Genomic DNA, 26,008 nt, shown 5'->3' with positions numbered 1-26,008 from the left:
CTTAGTGACCTCCTTCGATCAAGTACGAGAAAAACTTTTGAAGTGTCAGATGTTCAATCGAAATGTCCATCTCGCGCGCCTGCTGCAAGTCCCCATCGTCCAGCATTTCGTAAATAGCGGCAAGTGTGCCGCGGCCATAGGCTTCCGTATGTAATACTCGCTTTCCGGCTGTAAACGAAGCCACCGCTTCTGAATTTCCCCGGATCAGATGAGCTGCCATACGTATCCGATCCATCTCATCATGAAGCAGGAGGGAGCCGGCTTCAATGATGTACACTCTTTCTGCGACGGTGGCGATTTCGTCAACCAAATGCGTAGACAGTAAAATCGTGCGAGGGTGATTGGCGTAATCCTCCAGAAGCGCCTTGTAAAACCTTTCCCGCATCAAGACATCGAGTCCGAGCACCGGCTCGTCGTATAACGTCAGCGACGCCCGGCTGGCCAGACCGATGATGTTTCCAACGAGCGATTCCGTGCCTCTTGAGAGCTGTCTGATTTTTTTGTGCGGATCGAGCCGAAACGTCTCGAGCAGCTCATGAGCGAACGTCCAGTCCCAGTTTGGATGAAAATTCGCAGCAAGCTGCAAAACCTCGATAACCCGCGCTCCTCCGAAGGGTTTGTTTTTCTCGCGTACGAAACAGAAATCCTTCGGAAGTTCTCCCTTGCCCAGCTGTTTTCCTCTTACTTCAATTGTGCCGCTGTCCGGGAAGATTCCGCCTGCGATCATGTTAAGCAGCGTCGTTTTGCCGGCGCCGTTTCGCCCAAGCAAGCCGTAAATGACGTTTTCCTCCAGCTGCAGATCCAGATTCCGCAATGCGTCAGTTCGACCGTATTTTTTGTTTAGATTGCCGCAAGTCAATGCAATGCTCACGGTTCGTTCATTCCTTTCTCAACTGTTTGATCATGTCCATAATCTCTTCGGTTGTCAGCCCGAGCTTGTCGGCTTCATTCAGCAGATTGGACAACAGTTCCTTGTAGAAACGATCTCTTCGTTTCATCTGAATCTTCTGTTTCGCATCGGTCGTGACATACATGCCAAGCCCTCTTTTTTTGTACAGAATACCTTCGTTGACGAGCAGGCCGATCCCCTTCACGACGGTCGCCGGATTAATTTGAAACAGTTGAGAAAACTGAGCCACGGAAAGAATTTGCTCGTCCACGCGGAAAGTGCCGTTCAAAATATCGTCCTCAATGATGTTGGCTACTTGTTGAAAAATCGGTTGTTTATCGTCGAAAGTGATGTTCATTGCCCCACCTTCAGTGTATCGGTATGTTATCCATCCAGCATACGATAATTTATATGCAAACAATTGTCAATAAACGATTCGTTCGATCGGGTAGAGGGGGGCGAACTGGACGATTTCGAACGTATGATTGGTGATTGACAATAATTTGAACATGAATTATAGTGTGCTACATGAGTAACATACCGATATGCCGAAAGAAAAAAAATTTGGCAAAGAGGAACGGACAAAGTTTCAACAATTGTAGTCGAGGAGAGGTCGGAAGTGAAAAAGTTAATCGAGTTCAAAAAAGTAACGAAACAATACAAAATAGGAGAAGTGCCAATCAAGGCGCTTGACGGTGTTGATTTTTCCATTTCAGAGGGGGAATTCGTCGTTATTTTGGGAGCAAGCGGCGCGGGTAAAAGTACGATTTTGAATATCCTTGGCGGTATGGATACGGCTACCTCAGGCCAAGTGTTTGTCGGCGATCAAGAAATAACAGGATACAACGAAAAAAAATTAACCGAATATCGCGCTGAGAAGGTTGGTTTTGTCTTTCAATTCTACAATTTGATTCCGAATTTAAACGCACTGGAAAATGTCGAATTTGCCGCTGAAGTATGTAAAAACCATCTGGATGCTCAAGATATTTTACATCGAGTCGGATTAAAGGATCGAATCAAAAACTTCCCTTCCCAGCTCTCCGGAGGAGAACAACAACGAGTGGCAATTGCTAGAGCGGTCGCCAAAAATCCTTTGCTTTTACTCTGTGACGAACCGACAGGAGCTTTGGATTATGTTACCGGTAAATCCGTCTTAAAGCTTCTTCAGGATTTAAACAGGGAAACGAAAAAGTGTGTTGTATTGGTCACACATAATTCCGCAATCGCTCCGATGGCCGATAAAATTATTAAAGTAAAAAGCGGAAGGATCGAAGACGTTACGATCAATGAGGTGAAACAAAGTGTGGAAGGAATTGAGTGGTAATGATGAAATTAGTATTAAAATTAATAAGGGACATTAGACAATCGATAGGGCAATTCCTAGCCATTGTTTCGGTTATTGCGGTAGGAGCTTTTTTCTATGCGGGGCTGACCACGTATAGTGATACCCTTAGTGCTTATACGAAGGTATACTTTAAAGAACATAATTTAAGCGATTTGAATGTGTATTACAGTCAAATTTCCAAAAATGATGTGGCTCGTTTAAGTGAAATTGAAGGGATCAATAAAATAGAAGGACGTTATACATTGGACGCCACGCAATCGTTTGAAGGGTATAAAGCTTCAATAAAAATCCATTCGATCCCTGTAAAAAATGAAATCAACACGCCTACGATGGTGGAGGGCAGGATCCCGTCAAAAAAAGATGAGATCTTGTTAGACTCCCATTATGCCAAAGAACATCAGGTTCATGTTGGCGATAAAATCAGGATAAGTTCGAATAAAAAAGACTATAGCTTTACGATCAGCGGTTTGTGCGAAAATGTTGAATATGCCAAAAAGAACGAAATCCAAGACCATAAAACCTTCGGAGTAGCTTATATGGCCGAAGAGACGATCCCTGAAATGGCAGACGGCTTTTCCTATAACGAAGTTCTGATTGATGCCAAGGAAGGTTACGATCTTGACCAATTAGGTAAATCGGTTGAAGCGAAATCCAAACCACTTCCCTATTTAAACCAAGTAAGTAAAGAAAGGACTTTCAGTTATTCTAAAATAACGCAAACAATACACAACAATAACTTAATGAGCAAGGTTATCCCTTTCGTTCTCTTTTTGATAGGAGCGATTATCCTGTTCCTGACCATGTCGAGGATGATCGATTCTCAAAGAAATCAAGTAGGGATTATGAAGGCTTTGGGTGTAAAAAACAGAACGATCATGCTTCATTACATGGGATACCCTTTGCTGGTTGCGATGATAGGCTCAATTCTAGGTTGCTTCATAGCCGCTATGGTATTTATTCCTTTAGTAACTGCGTCGAGTTCAAGGGCTTACTCTCTGCCAGGAATAAAATACGCCCTTGATTTGTATTCGATCTTTCCTCCCATTCTATTCTCTAGTGCCTTTGGACTCCTTTCGTGTTACTTAAGCGGCAGAACCGTATTAAAAGAACGTGTGGCTCAAGCTATGCGTCCGAAACCGCCAAAGAAGATGAAAATGCTTCTCATCGAAAGAATTCCGGGTGTTTGGAGTCGTATTTCCTACAGTTACAAACTCATTTTGAGAAATATACTGCTGAATAAACAAAAAGCTTTAGTGAGCTCGGTCGGTGTTGTGGCAAGCACGGTTTTATTGATAACTGCCTTCGGCACGCACACGGCCTTGCTAAAAGTAGCTGACCAGATTGAAGAGGTTTATGCTTATGATTTCAAAGTAGATTATGCGATAGGAGCATCTTCCGAGGCGTCAAAACTCCCCTCCGGTATTAAACAAAAATTTCATTTATCCGCCTTTCCTGTTGAATTCATCAAAGATGATAAAAAAGAAAAGGCCACTTTAACGGTTACTGAAAAAGAAAACAATCTCATTCATTTCTTTGACGAATATAACAATAAACTGTATTTGGAGAATAACGGTGTGTTGGTGCCTAAATCTTACGCCGACAAATATCATATTGGGGAAGGGGACCTCATCCGGATCAAGTTTACAGCACCAGAGTTTAAAAATAAGACGATCGAGATGAAGGTTTTAAATATATCCACCCAGTATTCGAATCCGTTGTTTTATAGTACGCCAGCCTACTTAAAGAGCTTTGACATCGACTACCATCCATCCTCGCTTTTAGTTGAAGCCAATAGCTCTACAGATCTTGTAAGCGTTCGTAACTTCTTGGAGCAAGATCCTCACGTAGATAAGATTACAGATAAGAATGATCTTAAGAAATCAGGTCAATATATTGTGAAGCAAAACAGCTTTGTGTTTATCATGTTTATCATTTGTGCCGTCATTCTCTCCTTTGGCGCCATTTATACGATATCTTCCATAAACATTTATGAAAGGAATCGTGAGCTTGCCACACTTAAGGTACTAGGCTATCCAAAATATAAAATAAACAGACTCATATTTTTGGAAAACATCATCCTAACTACAGTTGCGGTAATTGTAGCATTACCGATTAGTGGATATATGTACACCATTATTGTAAAGGCGCTTTCTAGCGCCCATCAACAAATCCCGGATCAATTAAATATTTTTACAATTTTAGTAGCTATTATTCTTTCATTCATACTTACCATTCTGGCAAACTTGCTGCTTAGGAAAAAAGTAACCCAGATCCATATGATTGAATCACTAAAAAGTATAGAGTAACGGGAGTTCGGTGCATTCAAGAATGAGACTCTTATCTATGAATGGATCTCATTTTATTTATAGTCTCATTTGTAGACCATGAAGCGCTAGCAATCATTCGGAAATTTATTTTTGCGGCTTTATCTCCATCCAAGCCGTTCATTTTTGCGGAAGCTGTGGCATCGTAAACCACGGCCACCTCAAATCCTCGTTCAATGAGTTCACGCATATGAGATTCAACGCACAGGTTCCCGGACATTCCTGCAAGAATGACGCGGGAAATACACTGTTTTCGCAGTTGCAAAACCAAGTCGTTGGCTTCGGGTCCGAAAATTTTATGCGGACTGCAGATGACGGTTTGACCATCTTCAATATAGGGCTTATACCTATCCAAAAAGTCGGCTCCAGAACCTGTAAAGCCTTCAAGCGATAATGGACTTTTTCGTTGATACATCTTGAGATCGTGCATCAAATGTTCTAAAACTCCCCCAAACTTCCATTTTTGGTCATAGGGATAATACCAGTGGGGCGACACAAACACTTTAAACTTATTTTCCTTGGCTGTTTTTAATAATAATTCAATGTTCTCGATCGTATGATTTTCAGCCACGCTGTCTTTAACTAAATTCCATGCTGCACCTTTTGGACTTAAAAAGTCATTTTGAGGATCTGTAATCACTAAAGCGGTATTGTTTCGATCCACCTTCATTCCCTGTGCTGGAACTGGTGCGGTTTGTGCTGCTGCAGCATTGTGATGAAAACTATTGTAAAACTGAGGGACCATCTGCTTTTCCGAGTAAATGTGGTGAGATGTTCTAACGTAAGGTATGGATGGTTGCTGAAAGGTAATCGGATAATATGTTAAATGTTGGCGTAATAAGCGATGATTTCCATAGCCCTCCCATTCAAAAGGGCTTCCAAAACCTCCGTGCCCAAAACCGCCGAAGCTACAGTGAAAGCACATAACAGTGTTATCCTCCGTTTATGTTGGCATACCGATGATTTAATGTATGGGCATCTATCATAAAAAGTTCGTAGTTAAATGTTAAATTATCCAGTAAAACAGCGCCACTCTCATGGTTATCCATCCTCGTCTCACTGAAGTTGAAAAAAGTGAGTACTTGATTTTAATGATACAATATAACATAATAATCACTCTGCATGCTTAAAGGAAAAACTGGGGATCATGACGAAGTATGTAGCCATTATATCAATGAGGAGAGATCAGCATGGATTTGAAAAATAGAACAGCGATTATTACCGGAGCGGGAAAAGGCATCGGCAAAGCGATCGCCGTGGAGCTTGCCAAAGAAGGAGTAAACCTCGGTCTGACGGCCAGAACCTCGTCCGATCTGGAATCGCTTCGCACGGAGCTGGAAAGTACATATGGCGTGAAAGTATATACCGCGGCCGCAGACATTGCCAAAAGAGAAGCCGCCGAGCAAGCGGTCGGATCGCTCATCGGCAGCCTCGGTTCGCTTGACATTTTGATCAATAATGCAGGGATCGCGCAGTTCGGCACCGTGGCCGATATGGAACCCGAGTTATGGGAGAGCATTATTCAAACGAACCTGATGGGCACCTACTATGTCACTCGCGCCGCGCTGCCGACGATGCTGGCGCAAGCGAGCGGCAGCATCATCAATGTCTCGTCCACGGCTGGAGAGCGGGGCTTCGCGACCGGCTCCGCTTACTGTGCGTCCAAGCACGCGGTGATGGGTTTTACGGAAGCGCTGATGCAGGAGGTACGCAAGTCCAACATCCGCGTAACCGCGCTTACTCCAAGTACGGTCAACACCGAGCTCGCAACGAATGCCGGTCTCAAAATTGGTGACGAAGACCGGATGATGCAGCCGGAGGACGTGGCGGATCTTGTGCTCGCCACTTTGAAGCTGCCGGCACGCGTTTTCATCAAAAACGCCGGGATTTGGACGACCAATCCGCAATAGTTCCGGTCGCGATCGCCCGTGGTATGATGCGGAGTCCGTATTGGCAACGCATGCGGAATGGAAAAAGAAGATTTCAACTTTTCATGGAGTCATTCTTCGAAATGGTGAATATGTTATACAAAACGGAGTCTCGCGGGTTTGCGGGCTCTGTTTTTTTATTATTAATGATGGAAATAAATGCATGGTTTGGACTATAGTAGAGTAATAGGGAAAACATTTCTAAAATCCCTCTTTTTATTGGTACTTATTTTCACGAGGGTAGATGTGCAGAAACAAAGAGAGGAGATGAAGAACCGATGACACCTGCTGACGGAACAGCCCTGAATGATACTTTGGGCGGCAGCCGATGTTGCTTGCCGCTGTTTTCGAATAACAGGGGCCAGGGCGAACCCGTGGGCGATTACGTTTTCCATAAGATCCGTTTGGGAAACCGACAATTCAAAGTAACGACGGAATTTGTCCGCAGGCATCAGCTTTGCATGCCTTCGTTTCTTACGGCGGTATGGTCTGTTCTGCTATCCCATTATGCCAATCAATACGAGGTGCCTGTTTTGTATTCCGTTATGCCGGATGAAGTGGGAGGCGAACCTAACTATCCGCTGCTCGTCAACATTCGGAAAGAAGATGGTCTTCTTGATTTGGTGCGCAGGGTCAAGACGCAATTGGATGATGGGAAAACAGGCGGCGGTTCCTGGAGCGGCACGTTAACGCAGCAAGCCGAAGGGAGTCGTTCCGCACCAGGGCACGGGGACTATTGTAAAGTCGGCATCTTGGAAGCGCACGGAAGGAATCTGCTCCCCGAGGTTCATACGAAAAACTCTCCGCGTGGTATGGGCCAGCCTGAGATTGTACTTCGTTATCGTTACAGCCTCGACGAATTCGAATGCGCGATTCAGTATGACGGCAAGCGCTTCGGCAAAACGCAGATTTCCCGGCTCGCAGGGCAGTTCCGGGTATTGCTGACCAACGCATTGAATGGCCCGGAGAAGCCTGTACTTTTCCACCCGTTCCTCACGGCAAACGAAGGGAAGCAATTTCTCCGATGGAACGATACGGACAGGGCATATCCTGCACGTAAAACCGTCCATCAATTGGTCGAGGAACAAGCGGTCAGGACGCCGGAGGCGGTCGCCTTGGAGTTTAATCAGCAGAAGCTGACCTACTTCGAATTAAACCGCCGGGCTAACCGAATTGCCCGCGTCATTATGGATGCGTGTCGGAGGAACGAGCAGAGCGATCTGCCGCGAGGGACGCTGATCCCTATCATGCTGGAACGAAGCGCGGATGTGCTTCCGGCCATGCTGGGCGTGATGAAGACGGGAGGGGCTTACCTTCCGATCGATCCTCAGTATCCGGAGGAACGCATTCGGTTTATTTTGGAGGACGCTCAAGCCCAAATCATTGTGACAACCAGCCAATTGGCCGCCAGGCTGGAGCCGGTCATTTCTCAAGCCGGTATGGAGGCGGTGACGCTTATTTGTATCGACGAGTGGCTTGCGCAACCTTGCGATTCCGCTGAAAATTTAAACGTTGAGGTCAAACAGGACGATCTGGCATACGTCATCTATACGTCCGGCTCCACCGGAAAACCGAAGGGCGCGCTCATCGAACACGCCGGACTTGTTGCGCTGATTCCTTATCTTATCGACAAGTTTGGGCTGACTTCGGAGACGCGCGTGCTGCAATTCGCTTCCATCAGCTTTGACGCGTCGGTTTACGAATGGATCGGAACGTTAACGGTCGGTGGAACAATCGTTGTCCTGTCGGAAGAGGAACTGCCTCCATATGCCGATATTTCGGACGTGATCGAACAAAAAAACATTCACCTTGCCATGCTGACCCCGGCCGTCTTACGAACGATGAGTAAGCGGGAGTTGCCCGGCTTGCGAACGATCGTATCGGCCGGGGAGGCTTGTACGCCGGATATTGTGAACGATTGGGGAAAAGACCGCTTTTTCCTGAATGCATACGGTCCGACCGAAGTGACGATTATTTGTTCCGTAGGGCTCTGTCGGCCGGGGAAAAGAGTGACGATCGGACAGCCCGTTTACAACAAACGCCTGTTTGTCCTGAATCCGTTCGGCCAACCGGTTCCGGTCGGCGTTCCCGGTGAGCTGTGGGTGGGCGGCGTCGGGGTGGCCCGAGGCTACCTGAACCGCGAAGAGCTGACCCAGGAACGGTTCGTTTACAAAGAGTTTGTGATGGGGGATGGGCACGCTCCACAAATTGAGAGGTTATATAAAACCGGAGATATCGTGAAATGGACGCCGGGCGGGGAATTGATTTTTATCGGTCGTAACGACGATCAGGTCAAGATTAGAGGTTACCGCATTGAGCTGGGGGAAATCGAGCATCGGCTTCGGCAATATCCGGGCATCCGACAATGCATGGTCCGGGCGTGGCACGACGGGCATTATCAGAAGCTGGCGGCGTACTATACTTCTTCCCAAGAGCTGGAAGAGGCCGAATTGACGCTGCACTTATCCTCCGTGTTACCGTCCTACATGGTTCCGTCTTACTTTTGTCGACTGGAAGCGTTTCCTTTGAATACTAACGGCAAAGTGGACCGGTCGGCGCTTCCTCATCCGAATACGGTGTGGGAGCAATCTACCGAAAAGGCGCCGGAAACGGGCGAAGACGAAATGGAAAAGCGACTGCTTCACATTTGGCGGCACCTGCTTAAGCGGCAAAATATCGGGGTCAACGATCATTTTTATGCCGTTGGGGGAGACTCGATCCTTGCCATACAGACGGTTTCCATGGCCAGGGATCACGGAATTGTCGTGACGCCCAGGCAAGTGGCGGAGCATCCGACCGTGAAGGATTTGGCGGCCGTGGCCGCTTGGGTGGACGGCGGGAAGCAAAAGGAGCAGGCCATCGATTTGGCGGGCGAATTCGGGCTGACGCCGATTCAGCACTGGTTTTTCGAGCAGCGGTTCGAAGAGCCGAACTACTTCAATCAGTCGCATATGCTGCTGCTTAACCATTGCGACCCGACGAAGCTGGAGACGTCTCTTAACCGGCTGGTCCGGCTGCATCCGGAGCTGGCGGCGCAATTCGTAAGGCACGGGTCTACGTATGTGCAGCGCTACCGAACGGATGCCGTCGTGCGGCTTGCTTCCCACACCATTCGGGAGACAGAGCGCCCCGATCCGGAAGTTGCCGCCGTCTGCGCGAAATGGCACGGCCAACTGAACTACGAGTCGGGAACCATGCTTCGTGCCGGCTGGATCGAAGGTCACCCTGACGGTAAAATTCGTCTGTTCCTTACCGTTCATCATCTGGTCATCGACGGAGTTTCCTGGAGAATTTTGCTTCAAGAGCTGTATCAGTTGTATCACGGTGCCGACCTCCTCCCGGTTCCTAGCCCGTTTAAAATATGGCAGGCTGCGATCACGGACTATGCTCAAAAAGAGGACCTGCGCGACCATATCGGCTATTGGAGCGATGTGCTGAGCCGTTCCGCCGCGTTCCAGCTACCCGTAGACCGTTGCTCGGATCACCGGGGCAGCGCCGAATCCGCGGAGCTTGTTGCAACGCTGCCGCCAAACGATACGCAGCGGCTGCTGCACCGGTGCGCTCACGCTTACCATACGCAGATCAACGATCTGCTGCTTACCGCCTGGTCGCTGCTGCTGTCCGCCTGGTCCGGACAGGGGACAGTCGCTTTCCGGCTGGAGGGCCATGGACGGGAGCACTCCGTATCCGACATGAACTTGACCCGAACGATCGGCTGGTTCACGTCGATGTTTCCCGTATGCATCCGTTTGTCGGCTGATGCTTCCTTGGGAGAAGCGATCAAATCCGTCAAGGAGCAGCTGCGCCGCATTCCTGACCGGGGCATCTCGTACGGAGCTCTGCGGTACTGCCATCCGGACGAGGCGGTTCGAACCGCTTTGACGGCTTCCGAGCCGCAGGCGCTATTCAACTATTTGGGCCAGTTCGATCAGGCCGAAACCGGGGAAGCGAACGAATGGTTAAACTTCACGCGCGATGCCGCACAGGATCATAGCTCGCCGCGGAACCACGGAACGAGTCTGTTGGAGCTTAACTGCTCCGTCGTTCAGGGCCAACTGCATTTGTTTATGAAATACAGCAGACGTCATTACGAGGAAGCGACGATTGCCGGCTTGATGGAATCTTTCAGCTCTTATCTGCGCTCCATCATCGAACACTGCGAGGGGAAAGAGAGCGAAGAGTTTACGCCGAGCGATTTTCCACTAGTTTCCATCGAACGGCATTCGCTGGACCGGATCGTAAACACCTACCATGCGCAACACGGTCTGGATAAAATCATGCCGCTTAGTCCGCTGCAGAAAGGACTTTTGTTCCATTATTTGGATCATCCGTCCTCCGACCAATATTTCGTGCAGACAAGCTGGAAATACGAGGGCAGGCTCGATGTTACCCGTTATCGGGAAGCGTGGCAGCATGTCGTTGCCGAGAACGATTGTTTGCGGACGTGCTTCGTCTGGGAAGAGCTGGACGAGCCGGTACAGTGCGTCGTTCAAGCAGCGGAACCGGATTGGACCGTGGTAGATATCGCCTCACAGCCTGCGGATCGACAGCAAGAGTATTTCGAACAGTGGATGACGCTGGACCGCGAGCGCCGCTTCGACCTGCGACGGCCCACGTACCGCCTTGCGCTGATTCGCAGCAGTCCGGAGGAATGGACGGTGGTTTGGAGCTACCACCATATTTTGCTGGACGGATGGAGCCTCCCGCTGCTGCTCAATCGGGTTCACGACCTCTATGAATGCAGCTTGCAGAACATAATGCCTCACCGCAATCCGTCGCTCCCTTTCGAGCCTTACATGCGGTGGCTGATGACGAAGGAGCGGACGGAAGCCGAAACCTTCTGGAAGGCTTATTTGGCTGACGTTACCGAGCCGACCCTGCTGCCGATGGAGAAGAGCGGCATGTACTTCGATGCGCACCAACCGATCCGCAAGCAGCAGATCGAAACGCTGCAATTGGATTCAAGCTTTACCGGGCGCATGGAGGCATTTGTGCGGCAGATGCAAATATCGCTCAATACGTTGGTGCAGTTCGCTTGGGGAAAAGTGCTGCAAGTGCTTTATGATGCGGAGGTCACCGTATTCGGCATGGTCGTGTCCGGCCGTGGGTCCGATCTTGCCAAAGCGGACCGTATTACCGGCTTGCTGATTAATACGCTTCCTTTGGTGATGCATTGGAATACGGAGCAATCCGTCGCCGGCTGTATGAAGGAGCTTCATCACACGATTCAAAAGCTGAACGATTACTGCTGCGTCAGCCTGAATGAATTGAAGGGCTGGAGCTCCGTGCAAGGCCATACTTTGTTCCACAGCATTGTCGCGTTCGAAAATTATTTGAACGACTACCGTCAACCGGCAAGCGGACTGCACATGTCGGCGATGGAGGAACGCGAGAAAACGAATTATCCGCTGACGATCACCATCGCAAGCGACTCAGACCGGATCTTCATCAAGCTGATTTACGATGCCGACCGATTGGAGCGGGAAACGGTGCGCCGGTTGACGGAGCATTTGCGTCTGGTATTGCATTTTGCGGTGGAGCATCCGGATACTGCTGTAGGAGACATTTGTTTAATGACCAAAGACGATTACAACCGGATCGTCTACGATTGGAACCGTACGTTCACGGAGTACCCAAGGGAAAGCTCGGTTCCCGAGCTATTCGGGGAACAAGTCCGGCTCCGGCCTTCCCAACCGGCGGTAATCACATGTGATCGGGTCGTGACTTACGATCGGCTCGACCAACTGTCCCGGCATGTGGCAAGCATACTGGCGGAGGATGCGCCTGTTCGCGAGAAGCTCATCGGCGTCTGTCTGCCGCGCTCGCTCGAATTTATCGTTTCCATCCTGGGTATCTTGAAGGCGGGCTGCGCTTATGTGCCGATCGATCCCGATTTTCCGGCGGAACGCATACGCGACATGATCCGGGACGCCGAATTGGACACGATCATCACCTCGCGCAGCGGAGCGGACAGCTTGGCAGAAGCGTGCCAGGGTGTGAGCTTAAAGCTGATCTGTGCCGATGATTTCGACAACATGACTTTTGTGGAACAGGAAGAAAAAGGGAGACGTCCCGCGGCCGCTTCCGATCTTGCTTATCTGATGTATACGTCCGGTTCGACGGGCAAGCCGAAGGGGGTAATGGTGGAGCATCGCAGCATCGTCCGTCTGGTGAAGCATACGAACTATTTCCCGTTTTCCCCGGACATCAAGCTGCTTTATACCGGTTCGCCGGTCTTTGACGCTTCCACGTTTGAAATTTGGGGCACGCTGCTGAACGGAGGCCGATTGTTCGTCGTTTCCAAAGACGACCTGATGAACGTCCGCCTGCTGGAGCAGCGGATGAAGGCATGGGGCATTAACGCGTTATGGCTCAGTGCCGCATTGTGCAATCAGTGGACCCAGGAGAACGAAGCGATGTTCGCCGGACTCCGTTGGCTGCTTGTAGGCGGGGAAGCGTTATCGCCGAAGCCGATCAATCGTCTGCGGATGGCGTATCCGTCGCTTACCATCCTCAACGCCTACGGTCCGACGGAGAACACGACCTTTTCGACGAGTTATCCGATCGAGCGGCCCTTTGAACGCGACATCCCCATCGGCAAGCCGATCAGTAATACGACGTGCTACATTTTGGACAAAAGGGGACATGTCCAGCCTGTCGGGGCCGTCGGAGAAATCTTCGTGGGAGGAGACGGCGTCGCGCGCGGCTATTGGAAGCAGGAGGAACTGACGCGAAAAGCGTTTGTTCCGAATCCGTACGCTTCTGCCGAGGATCGCGCAAAAGGAAGAAATTTGGTGCTGTACCGGACAGGCGATCTCGGGAGATGGCTTCTGGACGGCAACATCGAATATATCGGGCGGAGCGACGGCCAGTTGAAGCTTCGCGGCTTCCGGATCGAACCGGGAGAGATCGAGCACCGTCTTGGCTCCTATCCCGACGTCAAGCAATGCCTTGTCATCGCCCGCAAGCTCCATGGGGAGCTGCGGCTGATCGCTTATTATACATCGGAGATGGATGAACAGGACATCCCGGAAGAACGGTTTCAAGCCTTTATGGCCGACGGCCTGCCTTCGTACATGCTTCCTTTCCGGTACGTTCGGCTGGAGTCGTTTCCGTTAACGGTAAATGGCAAAATCGACCGGGCGAGACTGCCTCTGCCGGAAGTGCGTCGTACCGGACAGACGTCCGACCCCGATGCCGCAACCGCTCTGGAGCAGCTGATGGAGCAGATCTGGCGCACTGTGCTGAAGCTCGATCATATCCGCAAGGATGAAGATTTTCACGCATTGGGAGGCCATTCGCTCCATGCGCTGCGCATCGTCAGCCTGCTGCAAAAGAGCGGCTATCCGGTGACGGTGAACCAAATTTTTCGGGAGCAAACGATCGAACGTTTGGCCCGCTCCTTGAGCGGAACACTTTCGGCGCCGGATTCGGCTTCGGCTATGGAGGCCCGCCCGGATACGGAAATGGCTTCGGCTTCGGGACAGCGGACGTACCCGAATAACGGATTTCCGCTGTCGGCGGTGCAACGACGGTTTTTCAAACGCGACTTGAAGAACCGCAACATGTTCAACGTGCCTTATCTGGCTTTGCTCAAGCTGCGGATCACGAAGCAAGAGATGCGCCGTGCGCTGCAGCTTCTGGTCGATCGGCATGCGGCACTGCGGCTAACCTTCGCCCGGCTCGATCACGGAGAATGGTACCAAGTTGAGCTGGACATCGATATGGACCGGGCATTTGCCTATGTGGATTTGCGGGAGCTCTCGGCATCTCACAATGTCTTCATCTCGGACTACTGCTCGAAGCTTCAGCATGAATTTGATATCGGGGAAGGTCCTTTGTGGAAAGCCGTATTGTTCGACCATTATGGCGCCGGAAGCGGGCAGGTGCTGCTTCTCTTGTTCCATCATTTAATTTTTGACGGGATGTCGATGAACATCTTTCTGGATGAATGCAGACAGCTTCTCTACACGGGGGCTGATGAAGATCTCGACAGGGAAGCGGGAAGCAGCTACCGCGATTGGTGTCTGGCGTTAACGCAATACGCAGCCGCAGGTGTTACTGCCGAGGCGGCGGCCTATTGGAGGGACGTTGTCGAAGGCGGCAAGTCTTTGCAGGTCGACTGGGAAGCGCAGCAATCGCCGGTTCACCGCCACATGGCGACGATGACCTATGATTTGCTGGAAGGCGTGGAGCAGGTCGGCCTGCTGAAAGCATTGGCGGCACAGCGGCACACCACCCCGCTCGGCGTCCTGTTAGCGGCTTTGTCCCGGGCCTGCTTCGACTTGAAAAAACAGCCGGACCTGCTGCTGCATGTGATGTCCTACCAGCGCGAGTCCTTTTTGCCTAACATTGCGATATATCGCACGGTGGGATTTTTTGCCGGGGCGTATCCCGTACGAATCCGCATCGGGAAGCAGGAGCTTCTGGGCGATGCCGAGGCACTGCTGGAGCATGTCAAGCGGACGCTGAACGCTATTCCCAAGGAAGGCATGGACTATTTTGCTTTGCGACATATCATTCCGGAGCTTCATCCGGAGGCGGAGCCGCTTATCGATGACAGCCGCATGCTGTTCCACTACCAATCGGAGGAAACGGCTTGGCAAGCCGACGATTTCTACGAGCCGTTGACCCTTCCGTACGGAAATACCAGCGCGCCGGACAACCCTTCCGCTTATTGGTTAAATATGACGGTTAGCTTGAAGCGGGACAGGCTGAGCTTGACCTGCTATTACAGCACGCTGCACTACGAAGAACAAACGATTGCCGGGCTGGTGCGCCGGTTTACCGAACATTTGCGCCATGGTATCGAGGTTAACACGCTGACAACGACAGGAGAAGGGAGCTTCCGGTCATGAAAATTTATGAATTTTGCCCGTTTTTCAACGAAAACCGGGTGGCGGAAATCAAACTGAAAGAAGATGCCCGCTGGGTCGACGAGCTTCACGTGATTGAGGCCAACAAGACCTTCAGCTATGCGGACAAGCCTCGAAACTTCGATCCGGCTCATCTCGGTCCGAAGGTGATTTACCATGCGCTGCAAGCCGACAACGCGTTTCGCAAGCCGGAGCGGCACCAATTGTATTTTAACCCGGACACGTGCCAAGCGGCGAACTTTGACCGCTGGTATTGGCGCTTGCTGAGCTACAACAGCGCGTTTCATAACGAAGCGTACCAAAGAAGCCGATGCGCTGACATTTTGCGGGAGCGGGTCGAGGATGACGATGTGATCATTCTGGCCGACTTCGACGAGATCATCGATAGCCGAATGGCGGACCGGATTGTCTCCGAGGTGAAAAGACGTCAAGTCATTACCGTCAAAATGCACTATTCCGTTTTTTTCCTGAATCTATTTTGCCGCTCCAATCACGGCGCTCCTCACTGGAGCTATCGCGTCTTTGCGATGACCGGACGATTTTTCAGAAGCATGCCTTTCTCGGCGGATTATCTAAGGAAGAAGGGGATTGCCGAAGGGTTATATCCAGACATCTACTGCCTGGAGGAACCGGCCGGATTTCATCATTCGTGGCTGGACTATCGCCAAACCGCGCTGCCCAAGCTTCAAGCGTTCGCAGCCAATGTCAAGGACAAAAGTATCGTGAACGAGGATTACATCAAGCAGTGTCTGGATGATAAAAAGCTGTATTACCTCGACACCGAGCTGTACGTGGATAACGAAAAATCGTTTTTGGCCGCTCTCCAGGACATCCAAACGGCGGATCTGTGGTATTGAAATCTAGCGAAGAACCCGAAGCTTTCGGGTTCTTTTTTTGTATTGTTACAAAAAAGGATTGACAACGCTTACATTTTCGTGAATGATGGACATAGAAAACAAATCTGAAACAAACCAGATGTGAATTTTATTTAGTCAAATTTATAATTTTTAAACCAGTACATAACCAGATTGAAAAAGATGTTACAAAATCAAAGTGTAAGCAATCGGAGGCCATACCATGTTTCAACGATCAAATCTGGAAAAGATGCTTGCTTCCTGCCCCAGCGGCCGCTGCCGCCGGGAACCCGTTCATAGTAGAGGGGGGTGATCATGCGGAGCTAGTTACTGCATCGAAGAGCACGACGATCAAGTTCAAATCGGAAAACGGATACCCGGCGAAAAGGAGCTGTTGAACGATGTTCTACTCGGAAAATGGAACAAACGGCAAGGCGAACGAAGCGATCAGCAGACGAAAAGTGCTGAAAACTTTGGGAATCGGAGGGGCGATACTGGCCGGCAGCGCCTTCGGCGGCTCGCGGTTTGCTTCGGCAGAAAGTCTGCAATCCGACGGCAAGGGGGATCGTCAAACGTTATGGGTCGCCAGCGTGGAGGAGCTGATGTCGCTTCCGCCCGGCCAGCTCAAGGACGGCTTGCATGTATTCGTTGGCGGCTACTACAAGAGCGGCGACGGGGGAGGCAAGCTGGTTCGCTATATGGCCGGCAGCGCCAAAGCCGATAACGGCGGCACGGTACACAAACCGGCAAAAGGCCAAGGTTGCTTTGAAGTCGTGCATGACGGCGTGGGGGATTTTCGCTGGTTCGGCATTTTCGATGCGAAGACGAATGCGGACGGGGCGCTGGACGCGCTGGTCAACGATCTGTCGATCCGCCGGGTCGAAGCATACTCGGATTTGAATTTCGTCAAGCGCCATGTATTTCACCGCAGCGATATCGAGATTGATTTTCAGGGACATACCGTAACGACCGAGGGGATCGAACTGAACAAGGTAGACAACCCGTTTGGCGCCGTTATGTTTTTCCAGGGAATCAAAACCGATATGGTCCACACCGTGACGCTGAGCGAAGAACTGCCGGAGTACTCGGATATTTTCGAGGTCGCCGATTCGTCCGTTTTCGCGGTAGATAGCTGGTGGCATGCGCAAATCAAGAACAACCCGGGCGGAAACGCGCAGCGTGAGCTCGACTACCTTCTCAAAGTAACGGAAATTCTCGACTCTACCCATGTCCGGTTCAATTATAAGCTCGGGTGGCCGCTGGCGAAGGGACGCCTGCTAACCTACCGGAAGATCAGCCCGGCTTTTCGCTGCCATGTGCGGAATATGAGCTTTATCGGCATCCCGGTGCCGCCCAACGGCACGAGCACCCGGCCGTTCCCGACTTGGGACCAGATCGGGTCGAATCCGGTCGCGTTCGAATTCGCGGTCGAATGCGACGCATCGGGCATCACGGCGACCAAAGTGTTCTGGCCGGTCGTGATGCGCAGGTACAACACCCATTATGTGACGGAACGCTGTCAACTGATCAACCCGGAAGAACGCGATTGGGGCGGCACCGGCTATTTGACGCAGCAGATCAACGTGCTGTACGGCCACGTCAGGGATTGCAACACGAGCAATGCCCGTCACTTGAACGATTTTACGTGCGCGGCCTACTGCATGGTTGAGAACTGCCACGGAGATGGCGACGAGTACGGCCCGTTCGTCACACACGGTCAATTCGAGCACGATCTGACGTATATCAACAACTCCGGCCTGTTGTCGTTCGCGAATAGCGGCTCGACTTGGGGCGACAGCGCCAAGCGGGTGACCGTCAAGAAGCATATCGCGTCGCGGATCGTCGCGCACAAGCGGCTTACCGACCTGACGCTTGAGGATTGCCATGCCGTCGTGACGTATACGAAGCCCGGCGTGAAAATGGCGAATTCAGGCTCGTTCTGGGTCAACATGGACGGGTTGCAGATGAGAGGCTGTACGGCGCAAGAGATGGTAACGATTTCGAAAAGCTCCTCCCGGGGCACAAGGAAAAATATGATCGACAGCTGCTCCTTCGGCATGCTGAAGGGCTATGAAATCGCCCGTCCGATCCGCTCGGGAACGAACCAAGTCGGTTATATGCCGTGCAGCGGGGATTTGACGATTCTCAACAGTGAGTTTTACAACGTCGAGGATGTCAATTTGGGGAGCATCGATAAGCTGACCCTTATCAATACTTGGTTTAAGGGACTGCCACAGGCAGGAGGCACGGTTAAGGTCGGCGCGCGTGAAATCGTCATGCAGGGCGGCGGACTTGTGGATTGCTGCTTCTTGTTCACCGGTGCATGGGACAAGGTCGGCGACGTCAACAATCCGAAAAATAAAGCAGACCAGTGGATCGCAATCGACGGCGGCGCGGTATTCAGCGGAACGAACGGCGAGAAGGCGTTCCTGAAGAGCATCGATCCGACGAACGTCATCACGTGGAATTTCGGAAACTGCAGGAGCGCCGCAGTGGACGCGGACACGGCACATTTCCAGATCCAAGGCGGGACGAACAAGCTGAAGGCCGTCGGCGCTCACTTCACGGGTGGCAAGTATGAAGCGGCGGATGGCGCTTTCGGAAGCGGAGGCTACTTCTTCATGACATCGTGCCTGGAAGAGAAGGTCAACCGGACGGCGCTGCCGGCGGAAAACGATACGGTAAAACACAGCGCCGGCAACTTTTCGCTTTCTTAAGCGTGACGGGATTCACGGTATAGCGGCATCGTTATGCCGTGAATCCTTCGTATGTTGACATGGAATATTGGGACCTTGTTATAATAACAACGAATAGAGCGGATACAGGATTTGTCCCTATTTCCTGTTCTTTACCGTGTATCGGATGGAAATGAGGTCTAAGGATGGAAGAAAGGACAAGCCGCAAGAAGCCCCGTGAGCGGCTGAGCGAATTCGTCAGCGCGCTGCGGGAAGACATATTGACAGGAAAGTGGGCGATAGGAGACTTTTTGCCTTCCGAAAAATCTTTCGCCGCGGAATTTCAATTAAGCAATCAATCGGTGCGAAAAGGGCTGGACGTTCTCGTGTCAGAGGGGCTGATCGAAAAAATACCGCGCGTCGGTACGAAGGTCATCGGTCCTCTGGACGAAGCTTTCGTCACAGTAAAGCTGGGCTTTCACAGCTCCGTCACCGGAGAAGCGGGGATTCATCAGCTGTTGTCCATCTTCCAGGAGGAAAACCCGCATATCCGGGTACAAGCCGTGCCTACATCCAGCACCAATTACAGATATATCAGCGATTACTTGTCCGGCGGCATCCTCGATGTGGTCATGATGAACTTTATGAATTTTCAGGAATGTGTGGAGAACGGAGCCGAAGGGCTGCTGGAGCCGATGGAACGCAATCCGGAGCTGTATTCCTTCCTCTCGGACGCGTTTCAAGTGAATGGCCGCCAGCTCGTGCAGCCGTTTATTTTTTCCCCGCTCATTCTTTGTTATAACCGGGAGCACTTTCGGGCGGCCCATTTATCTGAGCCGGATAGCAGCTGGCAGTGGAACGATCTGATCGACTATTCGTCGCGGCTTGCCATTTCGGGCGAACGGCTTGGCTTTCACTGCGACCTGTATTCGTCGAACCGCTGGCCTCTTTTGCTGCTGCAGACCGGAGGAAAGTTCGAGCGGCACGAAGACGGCCGGCTTAAGCTTGCCGGTACGCCGATGATGGACGCGCTTCGCTACTGCGGGGAGATGAAGCATAGTATTCCCTCGCTATCCGAAGGGGTGACGACCGGCGAATCGGAGCTGCTTCTGGCCAAGGGCAAAGCGTCGATGATCATGACCAGTTATTTTTATTTGAATTATTTGCTTGGCGAGCAGGTATCCTTTGACATCGCGCCCGTACCGCATCTGGGTACGCCGATGACGATGCTGCTGAATATCGGGCTTGCGATCAATCGTCAGTCGCGCGTCAAAGCCGCCGCCGCCAAGCTGGTGGAATTTTTGACCGCCTACAAAGCTCAGCTTTTCGTTCGGCAGAACACGTACAGTCTTCCTGCGAGAAAATCCGCCGCCGAGTGGCTAGGGGAAGAGAAACGGTATCTTCCGTCGCGGTTTTCGCTATTTCGTGAAACGATTCCCGGCTTTCGATATTTTACGGACTTGGCGATCAGCGCAAGAGAGCTGTCCGTCATCAACCAGGAGCTCAAGATGTATTGGGCGGGCTTGGAAACCGAGGAGGCAATGTGCTCCCAAATCGAGGAGCGCCTGGCGGTCGCTTCATTATTGTAATCCGAAAATTTCACGCAATAAGATAGGTATTGAACAAGAGCCGTGTTTCCCAAAAATAAGGGAAGCTGAAACGGCTCTTTTTCTTTTTGAAGCACAGGGTTAGTCAACGGATTGACATTCGATCAAGTGCAAGCTACAATGAAGTTTAGATTTAGTAATTTAGTAAATTAGTAAATAAGTGATTCGATAAATGAAAAGAGGTCATAACATGAAAATACCGACTACGTTAAAGCATAAGCCGGTTGTTGTTTCCGAAAATTATGAGCAGGTTGATGGCAGATTCGCCCGCAATTCGGATGCCAAAGGTCTTTCCTTGGGATTGGCCCAATGGAATGACAGGGGGAAAATCGATATTTCGGCCAAGGTATGGCGGTACACGGGGGAAAAATGGTCCCGGCAATCGGAGGAGCTGCCGCTCCATCGCGTTCTCGATTTATCCATTCTGATTTGCCGGACGATGGCGCATTTTCGCGAAGCTTACCGGTATGAGCATTTATATGATCCGCAGGAGCCGGTCATCGACCGGGTCGGTCTGCAGGGGGACGCCATGACCGTGGCCATCTGTACGGACAATGAGCGAATCAATGAAGATATCAAGCTGTTCAATCAGGCGCTGAGCGATGACGACGAGCTGATCGGGGAGCGGTTGCGCACGTTATCCAGAATTTTGAAGGATATGGGGTATTAACCTGGATTAGGGGAAGTGGTTAGGAATGAGTCAGGAATATGTGTTGTCTCCTGCAAGACAACTGAGCGATGCGGAACAAGCGCTTGTGTGGCAAAAGCCGTCAACGCATAAGGCCAGCGAAGAAGAACGGCGCATCTGTGCGGAGGTCAAGCGCAACTGGCACCGCGGGGAAATGAAAATCGCCAATATTTTGTTGGAGGGCGACGCAGGCTCGGGCAAAACGCAGCTCGCCAAAGCGTTATCGGCGAATTTCGGGCTGCCGTATACGAAGGTCACCTGCTTTGCGGACATGGATAAATCGGACATTATCGGCGCGATTTTGCCCGTGATTTCTTCGGAACGGCTGGAGAAGCTGGAGCCTGCGGACCAGGCAGCGTTGAAGGCGTTATACGAGAGCGACGGTTTTCAGAGTGCAGCCGGGGTTTTGACCGATGTTCTGGGGATAGCGCCGGAGCAGGCTGCTTATAAGATGAAGCAGCTGCTAAAGCTGGCTGCGGAAAACACCGACGGCGAAGCGGTAGAGTATCGTTTCTACCCTTCCGAGATCGTCCGGGCTTATCAGAAGGGGTACGTTCTGGAAATCCAGGAGCCGAATGTCATTCGGGATGCCGCGGTGTTAATGGCACTGAACTCTGCTCTAGAGCTGGATGGCAGCATCAATCTTCCTACGGAAATCGTGCGCAGACATCCGGATTTCATCGCGGTCATCACGACAAACCGCAGCTACGCTGGAGCCAGGCCGTTAAACGAGGCATTGCGCGACAGAGTTCAGCACTCGGAAAAGATGGATCTGCCGACGAAAGAAGTGATGATGGAACGCGCCATGGCCAAAACCGGTTACAGAAACGAACGGGTATTGGACATTTTGGCAGACACCATTATTATTTTGGACAAAACCGCCCGGGCCAATGCGATTAAAGGGGTGGCCGGTATGCGTTCGTATTTCTATTGGGCGGATGCGGTCGCCGGAGGGGCTTCCGTCAAACAATCCCTTTATCATAAAGTCATCTACAAGATCACAACCGACTCCGAGGAAATCAAGCTGCTGGAAGATGCGCTTGCAAGCCATGGCTTGACGGCAAGCTTGGAGGACGTTGAGACTCAAGTAAAAAAAAACGGGATTCTGAAGCCTTAGAGATCAGGATATGGGGAGATGTTGACAGTACCGGCTTGGATCTGGACCGTCCTGCGGACGATGACGCGATCGCATTGAAAAAAAGCGCGGATAGCGAAGAGAGCTCGTCCGATGCTGCCAATGATTCCGATGGTTCCGATGACGACGCCGGCATGGAAAGCTCGGATTTGGGGGAGAGCAGTGCCCCGGCCTATCATCCTGCCGACCCTGAACCCGTGTCAGAGGAGGCGAAGCGGCAAGAGCGCGATTTCCGCAAAAAGCTGAATCAAGACGCTCGGGAAGTGGTGTCCCATACCATTCATCATAAGGTAAAGCTCGTCGTCCATCGTCCGGATTACGATCAGGCAAATCAGCAGGAATATGTCCGGCTGAGCAAGGGACTGATGCCGATCGTGCAGGAAATTGCAAGAAAGACGCTTCCGCTGCTGGAGCACGAGGCTTCCTTTGACTTTGCCAAGAATCATTACTATGGCAGCAAATTTCAAGCGGACAGCGTGGCTTACCGGGATTTCCGGTATTTTGCCAAAAAACGTCCTCCGACGGAATCGCCTTCGCTTGTGGTCGGTCTGAGGGTGGACGAGTCGGCATCGATGAAGGCTTTTGGCAGATTGGAAGCAGCCAAACGCGCAGTGATCGCCGTATATGAATTTTGTCAGGTGTGTCATATCCCCGTTTTGATCTATGGCGATACGGCGGATGCTTCCAGACTGGAGCAAATGTCGGTTTATGCCTATACCGACTTTGAGCGAACCGATGCGAATGACCGTTTCCGACTGATGGGGATTCGGGCCAGAAGCAATAATCGCGACGGGATGGCTTTACGAATTATGGCCGAACGGCTGGCTGTTACGCCGCAAAAGACGAAGCTCTTAATCAGCATTAGCGACGGGCAGCCGAAAGCGATGGACGATTATACCGGAAGCTATGCCATTCAAGACATGCAGCAGACAATCGCCGAATACGAGCGGAAAGGCCTTACATTTCTTGCCGCCGCGATCGGTCAAGACAAAGACGTCATCAGTCAAATCTACGGGAATGAGCGATTCCTGGATATTACCAATCTACATGAATTTCCGGCCAAGCTGGTTCGGATTATCGCCCGGTATTTATGATGTACGGGCCCGGAAGGAGAAGCAAAACAATGGATAAGAGCAAACGCAAGGAGCTGCTGGAGGAATTTAAGCAGATTAAGACTTACATGGGTGTCATCCAAATTACAAACAAAGTCAGCGGCAAAATTTACGTGGACAGCTATCCGAACTTGAAAAACAAATGGATGACCATCAAGATGCAGCTGGATATGGGGAGATTCGCCAATTTAGAGCTGCAAAAGGATTGGAAGGAGCTCGGGGCTGAAGCCTTCACCTATGAGGTATTGGAGGAGCAGAAAACGGACGATGTGACGGATATGAAGTGGGAGCTCAAAATGATGGAAAAACCGTGGCTGGAGAAATTGCAGCCCTACGGGGACAGAGGATATAACAAGCCGCCAAGACAGTGAATCCGCTTCCGGTCGCTGCACCGCCCCGCAAAGCAAGGTTGAATCAAGGAAGGGAAATCCGGGCGCTTTGCGGGGAGCCCGGGAATGCAGGGAATTTTAACTGGGTCCTAAGTATTTCTGTATAAATTGGAGGAATTAGGAATTGAGCATCGAATCCTAAATTATGGTGTTTTAATCATGAAATAGGAGGATGTTCATGAGCGAAAAGGCCGAAGTCCGTCAAATTAGCTCCTTAACCGAGGGATATGAGGAACAAAAGCCAACTTTTATGCAAGCGATACAAGAAGAGATAAGTATCCCTTTCCCGATCGATAAGTTCAGATTTTTAATGAAGGAACTATCCGTTCAGCAAAAACGAGCCATAGCCCATTTCTTAAATTTCCCCATCGTTTTCTCCAGGTATAAGAAATTTCCCGATGCACTCTTTCAAAAATTACTCTTCCAGCTGCAAAAACATTACCTCACTTCCGATCGAGAACGACTTTGTTGGGTTATCATATTCACCGTGTTCGATTTGTTGAAAAACGAATCTTCTGGCTCTCTGGAAACATTTCTGGCTACGAAAGAGGATAATATCTTAAAATTTGGGCGATGGCATGTTTATTGGGCTCTTCGGTTTCATCCTGGCCGCGCGACAGGAAGAACATCTTGGGAAGAGGCCATAAGAGAGTTTGAAGAAGGCATAAAAGAGAAGGCTCCGGAAGCGAAGAGCCCGCAAGATGACCGTTCCAACGACGAAAAGTATTCTGTTATTGAGCAAAAGCTGAAGAATGAGTTTGCCTTACGCCAGACCAGGGAAAAGGAAGCCGAGCAGTTGCGCAAGGAGCTTGGAGCTCAATCGAAAAAGCTGGAGCAAATCGAAAGAGAAAAGCAGCAATTAGCGGCGGAGCTGCTGATTTTGAAAGAAGAAGCGCAGAAGCAAAAGGAGGAAGCGGAAGCCTACCGGAATCAGCTGGAAGCACGGCTGCATCGTCTGAATAAGGAAAAAAACGAATTGCAAGATCTGGTGAAAAAAGCTGAGTTGAAAGTCCAGGAAATGAAAGCCAATGCGGTAAAAGCGGAGCATGAATTGGAACAATGGAAACAACGGCATGAGCGGAAGGGGCAGGGGAACACACAAGAGCTTATCGCGCTTCTTTTAAAATCCTTGCTGCCGGAGTCGGACAAGCTTTATTACGAGCTTCGACGAGCCAATCCGGAGAACGCGTCTGTTCTTCGGACGCAGATAAGGAAAATTTTTGACTTGACCGATCTTTTGGAGCAGTTTCGGCAAGAAACCGGGCAGGCGCAACCGCAAGATCCTGTACAGGTAAGCGATCCTTCGTTTGAACCGGTTCCAAGCGAACCCGAGGCGAGCCGGCAATCTTGTGTCGGTACGTTCTATCGAAGGGATCATGGCGGGTACGTCGTACTAGAGGATGGAAAATCGTTTAACGTTACGGAATCGATGGTCCATCAACACGGACTTGAGCATGAAGCCGAAGTCCAATGCTCGCCAGGCAAGCAACAAAACGGCATGACACTCTATGAAATTGAGCTCTTGCTTCAAGGAGACGATACTTATGCTCCGATCCGCCAATTCGATGGATATGTCGAGCTCGGGGATTATTTCACCTGGTACTGTGTAGACATTAACAATGCACAAAATCGATATCCATTGCACCGACGGGACATTGAAATCCAACAGCCTAACGACGGAGATCCATGTCTATTCAATGTGGCTGACGAAGGGCGGTTTGCCCGATTATCCCGATTGTACCGGAAAACAAAACAGTCTGTGGCCGAGCAAGAATTTAAAGCGTATAAGCCATCTTTACTCCGGAGGCAAGCCGAGAAACCGAAGCCCGTTCCATTCTTGGAAAACTGTAAAATTGTCATTGTCGGCGGTTTGCGGAAATGGTTCGAGGGGGTTGTGGCGGAGACGGGCGCAAGCCTCATCCATGATAGCGGTGATGCCCCGGAGCGAATTCACGCGGATTTAAGCAAAGCCGATGCCTTATTTTTTCTACTGACCGCCACATCGCATCGAGCTACCTGGAGCTGCGTTGAAATTGCAAAGCAAAAACAAATTCCGCATTTTGTTATTCAAGGATCTAAATCTAATTTGCGCATGCTTCTGTGGGAAAATCGGGAGTTAATTAGACGGAAGCAGACATGAATGGCCAGCCTGGATGGCAAATATTACGGGAAGAACCACCGAAGGA

Annotated in this window: 15 protein-coding genes; 12 read left to right on the top strand and 3 right to left on the bottom strand. The window is 50.7% G+C overall.

From position 1 onward, the window contains the following. Window position 1: 1 nt before the first annotated feature. Both KQX66_RS22270 and KQX66_RS22265 read right to left on the bottom strand, forming a co-directional pair. Complete coding sequence (locus tag KQX66_RS22270) at window positions 2-871, bottom strand: ATP-binding cassette domain-containing protein (protein WP_216795003.1); 870 nt, start codon at window positions 869-871, stop codon at window positions 2-4. Between the two features lie 7 nt (window positions 872-878). Beyond that, on the bottom strand, window positions 879-1,247 hold the full coding sequence (locus tag KQX66_RS22265; protein ID WP_216795002.1) for a GntR family transcriptional regulator: 369 nt from the start codon (window positions 1,245-1,247) through the stop codon (window positions 879-881). 261 nt (window positions 1,248-1,508) lie between these two features. On the opposite strand from KQX66_RS22265, the gene KQX66_RS22260 reads away from it, so the two are divergent. Next, window positions 1,509-2,213 carry an ABC transporter ATP-binding protein gene (locus KQX66_RS22260; RefSeq protein WP_216795001.1) on the top strand — a complete coding sequence of 235 codons (705 nt, stop codon included), beginning with the start codon at window positions 1,509-1,511 and terminating at the stop codon, window positions 2,211-2,213. Window positions 2,214-2,215: 2 nt separating this feature from the next. After that, window positions 2,216-4,540 carry an ABC transporter permease gene (locus KQX66_RS22255; RefSeq protein WP_216795035.1) on the top strand — a complete coding sequence of 775 codons (2,325 nt, stop codon included), beginning with the start codon at window positions 2,216-2,218 and terminating at the stop codon, window positions 4,538-4,540. 31 nt (window positions 4,541-4,571) lie between these two features. Here KQX66_RS22255 and KQX66_RS22250 read toward each other — a convergent pair whose 3' ends face one another. Then, the gene (locus KQX66_RS22250) at window positions 4,572-5,483 is read right to left on the bottom strand and encodes a cysteine hydrolase family protein (protein WP_216795000.1); all 912 of its coding nucleotides are present in this window, start codon (window positions 5,481-5,483) and stop codon (window positions 4,572-4,574) included. A 265-nt stretch (window positions 5,484-5,748) separates the two neighbouring features. Between KQX66_RS22250 and KQX66_RS22245 the strand changes: the two genes are divergently transcribed. The 10 genes from KQX66_RS22245 (at window position 5,749) to KQX66_RS22205 (ending at window position 25,962) form a co-directional block, all read left to right on the top strand. Further along, window positions 5,749-6,468, top strand: coding sequence for a 3-ketoacyl-ACP reductase (locus tag KQX66_RS22245; protein ID WP_216794999.1), 720 nt, complete (start codon window positions 5,749-5,751; stop codon window positions 6,466-6,468). Window positions 6,469-6,860: 392 nt separating this feature from the next. Then, entirely contained in the window at window positions 6,861-15,344 is an 8,484-nt protein-coding gene (locus KQX66_RS22240; protein ID WP_308647259.1) for a non-ribosomal peptide synthetase, read from the top strand. Further along, entirely contained in the window at window positions 15,341-16,219 is an 879-nt protein-coding gene (locus KQX66_RS22235; RefSeq protein ID WP_216794997.1) for a glycosyltransferase family 17 protein, read from the top strand. The genes KQX66_RS22240 and KQX66_RS22235 overlap by 4 nt, the downstream gene beginning before the upstream one ends. 398 nt (window positions 16,220-16,617) lie before the next feature. Beyond that, window positions 16,618-18,933 (top strand): putative phage tail protein, encoded by a 2,316-nt coding sequence (locus KQX66_RS22230; protein ID WP_216794996.1) that lies wholly within the window; start codon window positions 16,618-16,620, stop codon window positions 18,931-18,933. A 164-nt stretch (window positions 18,934-19,097) separates the two neighbouring features. Next, window positions 19,098-20,480, top strand: coding sequence for an extracellular solute-binding protein (locus tag KQX66_RS22225; RefSeq protein ID WP_216794995.1), 1,383 nt, complete (start codon window positions 19,098-19,100; stop codon window positions 20,478-20,480). Between the two features lie 208 nt (window positions 20,481-20,688). Continuing rightward, window positions 20,689-21,168: a DUF6530 family protein gene (locus KQX66_RS22220; RefSeq protein ID WP_216794994.1), complete on the top strand. Its 480-nt coding sequence runs from the start codon at window positions 20,689-20,691 to the stop codon at window positions 21,166-21,168. 25 nt (window positions 21,169-21,193) lie between these two features. Further along, window positions 21,194-22,303, top strand: coding sequence for an AAA family ATPase (locus KQX66_RS37490; protein ID WP_253957349.1), 1,110 nt, complete (start codon window positions 21,194-21,196; stop codon window positions 22,301-22,303). 35 nt (window positions 22,304-22,338) lie between these two features. Then, window positions 22,339-23,415, top strand: coding sequence for a vWA domain-containing protein (locus tag KQX66_RS37485; protein ID WP_253957348.1), 1,077 nt, complete (start codon window positions 22,339-22,341; stop codon window positions 23,413-23,415). Between the two features lie 29 nt (window positions 23,416-23,444). Next, window positions 23,445-23,804: a GIY-YIG nuclease family protein gene (locus KQX66_RS22210; protein ID WP_054974004.1), complete on the top strand. Its 360-nt coding sequence runs from the start codon at window positions 23,445-23,447 to the stop codon at window positions 23,802-23,804. Window positions 23,805-24,000: 196 nt separating this feature from the next. After that, window positions 24,001-25,962, top strand: a complete 1,962-nt coding sequence (locus KQX66_RS22205; RefSeq protein WP_216794993.1) for a hypothetical protein — start codon at window positions 24,001-24,003, stop codon at window positions 25,960-25,962. Window positions 25,963-26,008: the final 46 nt, after the last annotated feature.

The organism is Paenibacillus oleatilyticus (assembly GCF_018998565.1).
GTDB classification, from domain to species: Bacteria; Bacillota; Bacilli; order Paenibacillales; family NBRC-103111; genus Paenibacillus_G; species Paenibacillus_G oleatilyticus.
Note: the sequence above shows the minus strand (reverse complement) of the source record. Positions and strands in the feature narration are given on the sequence as shown.

Coding starts and splice junctions, on each gene's coding strand:
- KQX66_RS37490 (WP_253957349.1), top strand. CDS start 21,194: ATGAGTCAGGAATATGTGTTGTCTCCTGCAAGACAACTGAGCGATGCG.
- KQX66_RS22250 (WP_216795000.1), bottom strand. CDS start 5,483: ATGTGCTTTCACTGTAGCTTCGGCGGTTTTGGGCACGGAGGTTTTGGA.
- KQX66_RS22220 (WP_216794994.1), top strand. CDS start 20,689: ATGAAAATACCGACTACGTTAAAGCATAAGCCGGTTGTTGTTTCCGAA.
- KQX66_RS22225 (WP_216794995.1), top strand. CDS start 19,098: ATGGAAGAAAGGACAAGCCGCAAGAAGCCCCGTGAGCGGCTGAGCGAA.
- KQX66_RS22265 (WP_216795002.1), bottom strand. CDS start 1,247: ATGAACATCACTTTCGACGATAAACAACCGATTTTTCAACAAGTAGCC.
- KQX66_RS22205 (WP_216794993.1), top strand. CDS start 24,001: ATGAGCGAAAAGGCCGAAGTCCGTCAAATTAGCTCCTTAACCGAGGGA.
- KQX66_RS22210 (WP_054974004.1), top strand. CDS start 23,445: ATGGATAAGAGCAAACGCAAGGAGCTGCTGGAGGAATTTAAGCAGATT.
- KQX66_RS22235 (WP_216794997.1), top strand. CDS start 15,341: ATGAAAATTTATGAATTTTGCCCGTTTTTCAACGAAAACCGGGTGGCG.
- KQX66_RS22230 (WP_216794996.1), top strand. CDS start 16,618: ATGTTCTACTCGGAAAATGGAACAAACGGCAAGGCGAACGAAGCGATC.
- KQX66_RS22255 (WP_216795035.1), top strand. CDS start 2,216: ATGAAATTAGTATTAAAATTAATAAGGGACATTAGACAATCGATAGGG.
- KQX66_RS22245 (WP_216794999.1), top strand. CDS start 5,749: ATGGATTTGAAAAATAGAACAGCGATTATTACCGGAGCGGGAAAAGGC.